The organism is Corallincola spongiicola, from assembly GCF_004284785.1.
Classification (GTDB): domain Bacteria; phylum Pseudomonadota; class Gammaproteobacteria; order Enterobacterales; family Neiellaceae; genus Corallincola; species Corallincola holothuriorum.
Genome location: NZ_SHLY01000002.1, coordinates 125,299 through 137,580, shown reverse-complemented (window position 1 = coordinate 137,580; position 12,282 = coordinate 125,299). Strand labels below are relative to the sequence as shown.

The window sequence follows — 12,282 nt, the reverse complement described above, 5'->3', positions numbered from 1 at the left end:
TTATTTCTCCTGCTTCAGCGCTTTAATGCGGCTGGAAAGCGAGAACAGACGGATAAAGCCTTCTGCATGGCTTTGGTCGTAAACGTCATCTTCCCCAAAGGTCGCAAACTCTTCTGAGTAGAGTGAGTTTGGTGACTTCTTCTTCACTGCAGTGGCTGTGCCCTTGTACAGCTTAACGACGACTTCACCGTTAGCATCTTCAGCGAAGCTTTCTGCCGCCGCCAGCAGTGATTTGTTCAGTGGCGTGAACCAACGACCGTCATACATGACGTGAGAAAACTCCACCGCCAGTTGGTCACGGAACTTACGCGAGTTCTTATCCAGGATCAGTTCGTCGATACCACGCAGCGCCGCCATGATCACGGTGCCGCCAGGAGTTTCATAACAACCACGCGACTTCATGCCGACTAAACGGTTTTCCAAAATATCGACACGACCCACACCATGGGGCGCCGCGATTTTGTTCAATTTCACCAGCGTGTCGTAAGGGCTAAGTGCTTCACCATCAACGGCTACAACGCGGCCTTTTTCAACGGTCAGGGAAACATACGCTGGGGTATCAGGCGCTTGCTCAGGCGCCGTTGTCCATGCCCAACAGTTTTCTGTCGGCTCGTTCCACGGATCTTCCAGCTCGCCACCTTCGGTGGAAATGTGCCATGCATTCGCATCACGGCTATAGATCTTGGTCAGGCTGGCAGTACAAGGGATGTCGCGCTCAGCTAAGTAGTTCAACAACTCTTCACGACTGGACATAGTCCACTCACGCCAAGGGGCGATCACCGCCAGTTGCGGTGCCAATGCGGCGTAGGTGCTTTCAAAACGGACTTGGTCATTACCTTTACCAGTACAACCGTGGCACAAGGCGTCTGCGCCTACTTTCAAAGCCACTTCTACCTGCGCTTTGGCGATGATAGGACGCGCCATCGAGGTACCCAGCAAGTAGCTACCTTCGTAAACCGCACCCGTAGTCAGGCTTGGATACACGTAGTCCGCTACGAACTCATCTTTCAGATCAACGATATGACATTCACTGGCGCCGGATGCCAGTGCTTTTTCTTCCAGACCTTCAAGCTCTTCATCACCCTGACCTACATCAGCAGCGAATGCGACCACTTCACAGCCATCATAGTTTTCTTTCAGCCAAGGAATAATGGCTGAGGTATCGAGACCACCGGAATAGGCCAGTACGACTTTTTTAACTTGTTGCTTACTCATGTTTGCCATCACCCTTACTTTAATAATTCCAGCATTACTGAATTTTGTGCCCACATGCGGTTCTCCGCCTGCGGTAATATTAATGATTGTTCGCCATCCAACACCTCAGAGGTCACTTCGTACTCGCGATGTGCCGGTTGGCAATGCATAAAGAATTTCGCGCCAGTATTCGCCATCAACTCAGCATTGATCTGATATGAAGAGAACACGGCTTTAATCTGATCCAATGGCGTGCTGTCACCCATCGACACCCAAGTATCGGCATAAATGGCGTCAACACCGTTGAGCGCACTCAACTCACTGGAGATAGTCAGCTTACCGCCAGTACGCGCATTAATCGCCTGACAATCAACCACAACCTGACCATCCACGTTATAACCTGGAGGACAGACCACCACCATTTCAGCGCCGATCTGCGCCGCCAACAACATCAGTGAATGGGTCACATTATTGCCATCACCGACATAGGCCAGTTTCACTTTTGACGGATCGCCAAGCTTTTCCTGTAACGCGAGAAAATCGGCCAATGCCTGACAAGGGTGATAGAGATCGCTCAGTGCATTGATCACCGGAATAGAACCACCCGTCGCAAGCTGCTCCAACGTACTCTGCTTAAACACACGCGCGACGATGCCATCAGCCCAGCAGGAGATATTCGCGCCGAAGTCTTTTACTGTTTCCCGTGCGCCTAGCTCACCATTTTGCTGATCCAGATAGACCGCGTGGCCACCCATTTTATTTAAACCGATGTCGAAGCTCACCCGCGTCCGCAGCGATGGCTTCTCAAATAACATCACCACACTTTTGCCACGCAGGGCATTGGCGTAATCCTGAGGAGCAGCCTTAATTTTTGCGGCTTGATCCAGCAAATGAAGGATCTGCTCTTTATCGAGATCCTTCAGTGTTAACAGGTGATTTAATGGTTTCATCTAACACTCCATCATGTCTGCGGCTTCTCGCCTCTTCTTGCAGACATCTGTTTCGTTCTTTCTCGTATGCCATCAAGATGGTATACGCATTAATTCTTTTGCTGTGTTTTGCTGCTTAACGCGATGCAGCCTAGCCCAGCACCTTAGTGCCTACCGGCTTACCAGCCAACAGGTCGGTCAATTTTTCTGGCTCACGCCAGCTGGCCACAGCAATACTGCGACCGAGCGTTCGTGCGGCTTGCAGTGCAGCTTGCACCTTAACAGCCATACCATCGGTGATCACACCCTCAGCAACCAGTTGATCGGCTTTTTGCTGATCAATTTCTGGGATCAACTGACGCTCACCATCGAGAATGCCTTCGACATCGGATAACAGCACCAGTTCCGCTTGCAGTAATTGACACAACGCCAGCGCAGCCTGATCGGCGTTAACATTCAACAACTGACCTTCGCGAGATACGGCGATAGAACTAATAATGGGTGTATAGCCATTATCGACCAACAACTTCAACAAGGCCGGATCACCCGCTGAGCCATCTTCGCTGCACTGCCCGACACACCCTAATGCAGGATCGAGTACGCTGGCTTCGACAGTGAACGCATCGCCGATACAAACACCCACCGCTTTCATGCCCGCATTCAGGCCATAAGCTAATAACTGTTTATTGCTGGTGCCCGCTAAAGCGCCGGTGATCACAGCCATCTGCTCCGGTGGCGTGATCCGCAGGCCATCTTTCTTTTCACTGACCATGCCCATGGCAGCCAACTGCTGTTCAACGATACAGCCGCCACCGTGAATGATCATCACTGGCCGCAAACGCTGAACGTCCGCCAAGGCTGCAAACAGTGCTTGCAATGCCTGAGCATTTTCCAGCAAGGCACCGCCAACTTTAATCAGTACCGGAGCACTCATAGCGCAGCCTTCTTACTTATCGGATAATTGGTTAAACCAAAACGAATATTGGCGCACTGGATCGCTTGTGACGCGGCGCCTTTTAGTAGATTGTCGATAGCCGAACCAATCACGATATGACCGCTTTCCAAATCTGCTTTCCAGCCGATATCGCAATAGGGCGTATTGGCCACACCACCGATGCTTGGCCAATGACCTGGCGACAGCTGATTATACAAACGCACCGCTGGCTTACCGGCATAGGCGTGGTCATAGGCTTGGTCAATTGCTGCTGCCGTCACCCCATCCGCCAGTTGAGCGGTGATAGTAGCCACGATACCGCGAGGGAAGTTGCCAAGATGTGGCGTAAAGATAACTGAATTTCCCAAATGCAGAGCGATCTCAGGCTGATGCCGATGATTAAGGACGCCGTATGGGTTGTAGCTGACTTCACAGAAACTATTCACCATGCTGGCTTTACGCCCAGCACCAGATACACCGCTAACAGCGTTAATCACCGGCGTAGTCTCTGCTTTAAGTAAGCCTGCTTCCTGCAAAGGTTTTAACGCCAACAGGCTAGCAGTAGGGTAACAGCCCGGCACAGCAACCAATTGAGCGTGACTGATCTCAGCCGCATTCCATTCTGCTAAGCCATAAACGGCCTGCTCAAGCCATTCGGGGGAGTCATGGGTAAAGCCATAAAACTGGTCATAAGGCGCGGCCGTATCAAAACGGAAACCACCAGACAGATCCATGACCGTGACGCCAGTTTCCAGCAAGCCGGGCGCCAGAGCCACTGAGACCTTATGATCCGTGGCGAGAAAAACCAGATCCACGCCTTCAGCGGCTTTGGCTACATCGGCTGTGGCCAAGGGTGTCAAAGGCAGGTTTAGCTGGCCGAGATAGCGTCGATGAAGAGTTCCTAATTCGGTGTCGGCATCAGCACTACGCTCTGATACATAGATAGCCTTAAGCGTCATCTGTGGATGCTGCTCAACCAAATTTGCTAATTCGGCGCCGGTATAACCACTGGCACCGATAATGGAACATTTCACCATCTGTTTTTGCCCCTCCGCAAGGAACCCTAACTATAGTTGTTCTAACCTTACTCACTCTTCGATTGCTTATCGTATTCGCCTTTCCAGTCATTGGAACTGCCATACTGGCTGATAAAGAATGAGCCTTATGTTGGCAAAGCTAAATCAAAATGACTTCTTATGCAAGATATCTGCATTTTTATTGGGTTTATTCATTTTTCGCAGCAGCCATTGAACTGGAATGTAAACTTTACGTATATATAACGAAAAACAGGCACCATCGCGCGACTATTAACCATTCGCTAAGTTGCATAATTATTAAAATCGGGAGTTAACATATGCACTAGTGCACATTGCACGCAGTTTCCTTTATTATTTGAACCTCTAAAGTTTGTTTTGTGGCAAAAAGCTATCCAGCTTTGCGCGATAGCCTTGCCGGTTTTTTGCTAGCACACATGCACATAAGGTATTACCAGTATGGATAAATACGCGGCGCTAAGAAGCAATGTCAGCTTCCTCGGCACCCTACTGGGTCGAGCGATCCAGCATGACATGGGTGACGCCTTTCTCGAAAAAATTGAGTCGATTCGACAATTGTCTAAAGGTGCCCAGTCTGGTTCGGAGCAAGACAGAGCAGCCCTTATTGATATTCTGAACTCTCTTGGCGATGAAGAGCTGCTGCCCGTTGCCAAAGCGTTCCAACAGTTTCTTGCCCAAGCCAATATGGCAGAGCAGTTTCACACCATCTCTCGTGATGGGCGGCAACAAGTAGACAAGCCAGATCCATTCGGCGAACTGTTTGACCGTTTGCACGCACAAGAGGTGTCTGCAGATGAGATCATTGATGCGCTGACCACGCTCAATATTGAATTGGTATTAACCGCGCATCCAACTGAAGTGAATCGTCGAACCCAGATCAACAAGTATGTGCAAGCGGCGCACTGCTTGGGGGATTTGGAAAGTCCACTGAACACAGAGCGGGAAAAAGGCTTGGTTGAAAACCGCCTGGAGCAGTTGATCACCCAGGTGTGGCACACCAACGAGATCCGCGACCAACGCCCGACCCCTGTAGACGAAGCCAAGTGGGGCTTCGCCGTTATCGAACACTCACTTTGGGAAGCGGTACCGAGCTTTCTGCGTGATCTCAACGCGGAACTGGATAGTCGCTTTGGCCGAAAGCTTCCGGTCGATGGCGTGGCGCCCATTCGCTTTGCCAGTTGGATGGGCGGCGACCGTGACGGTAACCCGTTTGTTACGGCCAAGGTGACCCGCGAAGTGCTGTTGCTGGCGCGCTGGAAAGTGGCCGATCTCTATATTCGCGATTTAGGGCCACTGATTGGCGAGTTGTCGATGAGCCAATGCGACGACGCCCTTGCTGACTACAGTAACGGTGCCAAAGAACCCTACCGCCATGTACTTAAGCGTTTGCGAGATCACCTGCGCGCCACCCGCGAAGGGATCGAAGCGGTATTGGATGGTCGCTCTGTAGGGGTATGCCCTCTGATCCGTGATGTCAAAGATATCCGTGAGCCCCTGCAACTCTGCTACGAATCATTGCATAACTGTGGCATGGGCGTAGTCGCTGATGGCGCCCTATTAGATACCCTGCGCCGTGTCGCCTGTTTCGGTATTAATCTGGTAAAACTGGATGTTCGTCAAGATGCTGCGCGCCATGCCGATGCGATTGGCGAGATCACCCGTTATTTAGGGTTGGGTGATTACAGCAGCTGGCGTGAAGAGGATAAACAAGCCTTCCTGTTGCAGGAGCTGGCCAGTAAACGGCCATTACTTCCGAAGCAGTGGCAACCCAGCGCAGATACGCAAGAAGTATTAGACACCTGCGAAGTGATCGCTGAACAGCACCCGGATGCCCTCGGCACCTATGTGATCTCGATGGCATCAGATCCTTCCGATGTGTTAGCTGTACAACTGTTACTAAAAGAGTCTGGTGTCAGCTTTAACATGGGCGTCGCGCCACTGTTTGAAACTCTGGATGACCTCAATGGTGGTGCAGACTGTATCAAGCGCTTACTGGAGATTGACTGGTATCGCGGCTATATCAAAGGCCATCAGGAAGTGATGATTGGCTACTCTGATTCCGCTAAAGATGCCGGCATGATGGCCGCGGCATGGGCACAGTACAGTGCGCAGGAAGATCTGGTACAGGTCTGTAAAGAAGCTGACGTCGCTTTGATGCTGTTTCACGGCCGCGGCGGCACTATTGGACGTGGGGGCGGCCCGGCACACAATGCGATCCTGTCTCAACCTCCAGGTTCGTTAGATGGCGGTATTCGCGTCACTGAACAGGGCGAAATGATCCGGGTGAAATTTGGTTTACCAGAAGTCGCTCAGCACTCACTGGCGTTATATGGCAGTGCCGTGCTCGAAGGTAAACTGCTACCACCTCCGGTACCGGAGCAAAGCTGGCGCCAGCTAATGGATCAGCTGTCTGCAACCTCCTGTGAAGCCTATCGTGCAGTGGTGCGCGGCGAGCCTCAATTCGTCGAATACTTCCGCGCTGCAACACCGGAAGTTGAGCTGGGCAAACTGCCATTGGGTTCACGCCCACCGAAGCGTAAACCCACTGGCGGAATTGAAAGCTTGCGTGCTATCCCATGGATCTTCGCTTGGGCTCAGAACCGGTTAGTGTTGCCGGCCTGGTTAGGCTCACCTGCGGGTCTAAAAGAGGTGATAGCCAATGGCCAACAACCTCTGCTCGAAGAGATGTTCGAACAGTGGCCATTCTTCCGCACCCGCCTCAACATGCTTGAGATGGTGTTCATGAAAGCTGAACCTGAAGTTTCCAAGTATTACGAGCAGGTATTGGTGCCGCAAGAGCTGCACGCACTGGGTGACAAGCTTCGCGCTCAGCTACAGGAAGGGATCGACATTGTATTGTCGCTGACACACGATAACGATCTGATGGAACGGGAAACATGGCAGCAACAGTCTATTAAGCTACGTAACCCTTACATGGACCCATTGCATATGTTGCAAGCAGAGCTGCTGCGACGTTCTCGCGCATCAGACGAGGTTTGCAATGCTGTGGATCAGGCATTGATGGTGACCATGACCGGGATCTCTGCGGGTATGCGTAATACCGGTTAATCCCAAAGTAGCAAAAAACGAAAAAGCCACCTAATCCAGGTGGCTTTTCTGTCTCTAGGCCTACTCAAAATCTAGGCAGACTCTGCCATCTCCGATGACTTCGGCGTGACGTCGGGCATTTCCCACTCAGGGTGCTGCTGTTTATGTTGCTCGAACAAAAAGCGCCCCAATGCTTGCTCTAAATCGGGTTCATCAAATAACAGGTTGTAAGCCACCGTTTGCTGGTCAATACGCCTAACTTTTGCGCCAGAAAGAGGCAGTAGCGAACCACACTCGGGCAATTCCAGCTGCAACTCCAGCTTCTCTGGTGCGGGGCCTTCATGTTCAGGCAGTGTCACAGAGAAGCCGCTGAGAGAAATATCATGCACCTTCAGTTCAGCTTCTTTGCCGCATGCTTCCAACAAACGCAGCGGTAACTGGGGCTGCATCCGCCATTGCCGCATAGTGGGGCCGGTTTCGAAGATCTGTGGCGCCTGTAACTCCATGGTTAAACGGTTAAACTCGTCCTGAAACAACTGTAACGGAAAGATAAGACGGCGGTTTTTGAACTGCGCCACCATCTGCATACTGGCAGCCTGTCCGAGACGGCCAAGCATTTCACTGTGCTCTTGATCACCATCCAACGTAAACGACGGCTGAACCTGATTTCCTTCAGGCAAGCGACTGAACATCACTTCATTGAGAAAACTCAACTCTTCAGATTCTAAAATTGACGACTCACTCATTTGCGACATCCTTGGGCTGCAAACGTGGGATTTCTGCTGAAAAAACAGTCACTATTCGTGCCAATTATGCACAGTTCACATTTTTTTAACAAGTGTGTGTTAGTGCAAACTGTTATCAAATTTCAACCGGCATAGCTTGTCAGCTGTTCATGAGTAGCCAACGCAAGCGGACTGCTTGTTCGAGTCACGGCTACAGATCACTATCAAGGAGTATCGAACAGCAACGAAAGTCACCACTATTCCTAATACTCTCATTGCCGACGAACCAAAATAAAAGCAAGAGAGCTGCTTTGTGATGATCTAAACAACTAACGACGATTCAGCGGTACTACGCGGAACCAAACCCACTCACCAATGCCGCCACCTAGAAAAAATAAATTAATTAAAACAGCCTATTGAGATCTAAAACGGTGATTTTAACTAACGAAGCATTAGTTGATCACCTATCATTAAATAACGCGGGGGAATACGCGATTTAAGACAACAGGACAGCGAATGGCGTTAACATCAGGGTCCAATAAGCAACAGCCTCAACCAGTTATTGATCGAATAAAATCAACCAAACTCGGCCCATTTGTATTAAAGATTTCCCATCACTTCAGCGACGGCTCGGTTTACCACTGGACATCTCGGGCTCACCGTAAAGGTAGTGGCCATGGTGCAGTCAACCAAACAAGTCCCACTCTTAGTCAGCAGCTATTGGTTTTTCGGCCGACATTTTTAAGCTGGTGTATGGCGATGCTATTCATGATCGGTGCCGTTTGTTTTGCCGCCCCCTGTATCAACGAGGTCTGGCCTGGGCTAATCAATCACTGGTTAGAAGATGTCGACACCATCAATATGGTGTTTTTTGTTGGCTCTATCTTCTTCACCAGTGCCGCTTACCTACAGCTTCTCGAGGTGGTCAATGCTGATCGACGGGCAGAATTAGAAGCAGGTGTTACGCCCACTAACCCCTTCACGTGGTTCAGCTGGCAACCTAATCAGATTGGCTGGTTAAGTGCATTTATCCAGCTTGCCGGTACCTTGTTCTTCAATCTGAATACCTTTGATGTGATGTTAAGTGACCTGAACTGGTTGCAACAAGATTTACTGATCTGGACTCCCGACATCATCGGTTGCCTCTGTTTCCTGGCGGCCAGCGGTCTTGCGGTAATTGAAGAGTGCCACAGCTTTTGGGCATGGAAGCCACGCTCTATTTCATGGTGGGTCGTCATGGTTAACATGCTCGGCTCTATCGCCTTTATGGTCGCAGGCGTATTCACGCTGATCTTACCCAGTAGCCAGGAGGTTCTCGACTTGTATCAAATCAACCTTTGGACCTTAGTCGGCGCAGTCTGCTTTTTTGTTGGCGCTTATCTGACCCTACCAGAAATGACGCAGTGGAAACGTCCAGCCATGTTAGTTCGGCAACAGGCTCATAACTGACTCTAGATAGTTGGAACAAGCCTAACGTGAGAAGAAAAAGAGCCGGCCTATGGCCAGCTCTTTTTTTGCTTAAATAATCTGTTGGATTAGTTACTCGGACGTACGCCCAATGAATGGCAGATGGCGTAACTCAGATCAGCACGATTCAGGGTATAGAAGTGAAAGTCTTTCACGCCCTCTTTCGCCAGCACCTTGACCATATCCATAGCGATCGATGCGCCGAGCAGGTTACGCGTCATGGCGTCATCATCAAGGCCGTCATACATTTTATGCAGCCACTGCGGTAGATGAACGCTGGTCATGCCTGCGAAGCGTTTAAGTTGGTTAAAGTTTGATACCGGCAATATACCTGGCACGATCTCAACATCGATACCCGCGGTGACACACCGGTCACGAAAACGCAGATAGCTTTCCACATCAAAGAAAAACTGGGTGATGGCACGGTTGGCACCGGCATCCACTTTGCGTTTTAGGTTAATCAGATCCGCTTGCGCACTTTTCGCTTCTGGGTGCACTTCTGGGTAGGCCGCTACCGAAATATCAAAATCCGCTTCCGATTTCAGCAAAGCCACCAGATCTGCCGCATACATATCTGGGCGCTCATTGCTGCCTTCCGGCAAATCACCACGTAGTGCGACAATCTCCCGAATACCATTTTGCCAGTAATCACGGGCGATCTGGCGTAACTCATCTCGGCTGGCATCAATACAAGTTAAGTGAGGGGCAGCGGTCAAGCCGGTATCTTTCTTAATCCGCTTAACGATGTCGTGGGTACGATCCCGTTCACCGCTGCAGGCACCATAAGTCACTGAGACAAATTTAGGCTTTAGAGGGGCTAAACGCTCAATCGAGTTCCACAGCGTCTGCTCCATCTTTTCATTACTTGGCGGGAAGAACTCAAAAGAAACATTGATCTTGCCAAGCTCCGACAAGCTTTGGTTCAACAGACCTATCTGCTGTGCGTGACTTAATGCCATTTCACTTAACTCCCTGGCCTTGCCAGTGCTGAATGCAATGTGACTCACAGGGTCACATTTAGATGTTTAGACGTCTATACGGCCTAAATTTGAGGTGATCGGCATTTAATGTCAAGTCATTTTTGTGCCAAAACACCGAGCGCAACAGCACTCAGTTTGCCCGTGCCTTACCCGTTAGGTGACCAAAAGGCGATAAAAAAGGAGGCAACGGCCTCCTTATTACGCAATCCAAATGACGGTGAGCGACTAATCTTCGGTGTGCAGATCCGGGATCGGTAAGCCTAACTCTTCCATCTGCTTGCGTACCTCTTCAGGCAAGTCATCTGGACTGTCTTTTCGTAGGTCGTCATCAGCGGGCAGCGGTTGCCCTGTGTAGGCATGCAGAAACGCTTCACAAAGCAGCTCACTATTAGTGGCATGGCGTAAATTATTAACCTGACGACGCGTACGTTCGTCGGTCAGGATCTTAAGCACCTTAAGCGGAATAGAAACAGTGATTTTTTTAACCTGCTCATTCTTCTTACCATGCTCTGCATAAGGGCTGATATATTCGCCGTTCCACTCTGCCATGTCAGCGCTGCCTACCTTCGTTTGCTGCAAATAACCCTGCTGATTGTACCGAGTCAGACGAGTCAGTCAAATATAGCAATCCAAATGGCGGGATGTTTAGACGTCCAGATATCTTGACGTCTGAAAGTTCATCCCTTATCGTTGCCTCATGCCCGCCTCTGCCTGCATATTTTGATGTCCAGCAGATGGCCCCTTAGCCAAAGTGAGAGCAACCAGATGAGCAAACGTAACATTGCCACCGTATCGGTGCGTGCCGGTATCGATACTGACCATCAGCACGGTGCTGTGGTGCCGCCAATCTATCTGTCCAGCAACTATACGTTTGCGGACTTCGATCAGCCGCGACAATATGATTACACACGTTCAGGCAACCCTACCCGTGATGCGCTAGCCGAAGCGTTAGCTGAACTCGAACAGGGCGCGAAAGGCGTAATCACCAGCACGGGTATGGCGGCAGTGCATTTGGCTACCATGTTATTAGAAGCCGATGATCTGCTGGTTGTTCCTCACGACTGTTATGGCGGTAGCTATCGCCTGTTCACCAATTTAGAAAAGAAAGGCCATTTCAAATTGTTGGTGGTTGATCAGAATGATCCCACCGCGTTCGCTGCGGCGTTGGCACAAAAGCCAAAAATGGTTTGGGTAGAAACACCAAGTAACCCACTGCTACGTGTGGTTGACGTGGCAGCTATCTGCGAGCAAGCCCACGCTCAAGGTGCCTTAGTCACGGTTGATAACACTTTCCTGTCACCGGTATTGCAACAGCCGTTAACTCTGGGTGCAGATATCGTCGTCCACTCTACAACCAAATACATTAACGGCCATTCCGACGTTGTTGGCGGTGCCGTTGTCGCCAAAGAGCAGGCAATGGGAGATGATTTAGCTTGGTGGGCAAACTGTATCGGGATCACAGGTTCTCCGTTTGACAGCTTCCTGACCATGCGGGGTTTGCGCACGCTCAAGCCACGAGTGAAACAACACCAGGATAATGCCGCGGAGATCATCAAATTCTTACAGCAACAAACCAAAGTTGCGGCGATTTATCACCCGAGCCTGCCGGATCATCCAGGCCACGAGATCGCCAAGCGTCAGCAGCATGGTTTTGGTGCCATGTTGAGCTTTGAGCTGAAAGGCGGCGTCGATGAGGTAAAAGCATTTCTCAGTGGTCTGAGTTTGTTCTCATTGGCAGAATCTCTTGGCGGTGTAGAAAGCTTAGTTGCCCACCCGGCAACCATGACCCACGCAGCCATGGATGAAGCAGCGCGCATTGAAGCGGGCATTGGCAACAACCTGCTTCGTTTATCTGTCGGCATCGAAGATGTGGCAGATCTAATTGCAGATCTGCAAGCGGGCTTTGATGCGGTTTAAGTTATAATTGGCCGACTGGCATAACCTAAGGTA

10 protein-coding genes are annotated in these 12,282 nt (G+C 50.5%); 3 read left to right on the top strand and 7 right to left on the bottom strand.

All coding sequences use genetic code 11. The annotated features are described in order from the left end of the window. From EXY25_RS06275 to argC, 4 genes are all read right to left on the bottom strand, one after another. Nucleotides 1-1,215 (bottom strand): argininosuccinate synthase, encoded by a 1,215-nt coding sequence (locus EXY25_RS06275; protein WP_130566140.1) that lies wholly within the window; start codon nucleotides 1,213-1,215, stop codon nucleotides 1-3. Between the two features lie 14 nt (nucleotides 1,216-1,229). Next, nucleotides 1,230-2,144 (bottom strand): ornithine carbamoyltransferase, encoded by a 915-nt coding sequence (locus EXY25_RS06270; protein WP_114339616.1) that lies wholly within the window; start codon nucleotides 2,142-2,144, stop codon nucleotides 1,230-1,232. Between the two features lie 130 nt (nucleotides 2,145-2,274). Continuing rightward, entirely contained in the window at nucleotides 2,275-3,057 is a 783-nt protein-coding gene (gene argB, locus EXY25_RS06265) for an acetylglutamate kinase (RefSeq protein WP_114339617.1), read from the bottom strand. Continuing rightward, nucleotides 3,054-4,094 (bottom strand): N-acetyl-gamma-glutamyl-phosphate reductase, encoded by a 1,041-nt coding sequence (argC, locus tag EXY25_RS06260; RefSeq protein WP_114339618.1) that lies wholly within the window; start codon nucleotides 4,092-4,094, stop codon nucleotides 3,054-3,056. The genes argB and argC overlap by 4 nt, the downstream gene beginning before the upstream one ends. Nucleotides 4,095-4,550: 456 nt before the next feature. Here argC and ppc point away from each other — a divergent pair, with 456 nt between their 5' ends. Next, nucleotides 4,551-7,181: a phosphoenolpyruvate carboxylase gene (gene ppc / locus EXY25_RS06255; RefSeq protein ID WP_130566139.1), complete on the top strand. Its 2,631-nt coding sequence runs from the start codon at nucleotides 4,551-4,553 to the stop codon at nucleotides 7,179-7,181. Between the two features lie 71 nt (nucleotides 7,182-7,252). Here the strand turns inward: ppc and EXY25_RS06250 are convergent, their stop codons facing one another. Further along, complete coding sequence (locus EXY25_RS06250; RefSeq protein WP_165419288.1) at nucleotides 7,253-7,906, bottom strand: PilZ domain-containing protein; 654 nt, start codon at nucleotides 7,904-7,906, stop codon at nucleotides 7,253-7,255. A gap of 495 nt (nucleotides 7,907-8,401) precedes the next feature. On the opposite strand from EXY25_RS06250, the gene EXY25_RS06245 reads away from it, so the two are divergent. Beyond that, entirely contained in the window at nucleotides 8,402-9,334 is a 933-nt protein-coding gene (locus tag EXY25_RS06245; RefSeq protein ID WP_130566137.1) for a hypothetical protein, read from the top strand. Nucleotides 9,335-9,420: 86 nt separating this feature from the next. Here EXY25_RS06245 and metF read toward each other — a convergent pair whose 3' ends face one another. Both metF and metJ read right to left on the bottom strand, forming a co-directional pair. Continuing rightward, nucleotides 9,421-10,311, bottom strand: coding sequence for a methylenetetrahydrofolate reductase (gene metF, locus EXY25_RS06240; RefSeq protein WP_114339622.1), 891 nt, complete (start codon nucleotides 10,309-10,311; stop codon nucleotides 9,421-9,423). 246 nt (nucleotides 10,312-10,557) lie between these two features. Then, complete coding sequence (gene metJ / locus EXY25_RS06235) at nucleotides 10,558-10,881, bottom strand: met regulon transcriptional regulator MetJ (protein WP_114339718.1); 324 nt, start codon at nucleotides 10,879-10,881, stop codon at nucleotides 10,558-10,560. A 216-nt stretch (nucleotides 10,882-11,097) separates the two neighbouring features. Between metJ and metB the strand changes: the two genes are divergently transcribed. Next, nucleotides 11,098-12,249 carry a cystathionine gamma-synthase gene (metB, locus tag EXY25_RS06230; protein WP_114339623.1) on the top strand — a complete coding sequence of 384 codons (1,152 nt, stop codon included), beginning with the start codon at nucleotides 11,098-11,100 and terminating at the stop codon, nucleotides 12,247-12,249. Nucleotides 12,250-12,282 lie beyond the last annotated feature (33 nt).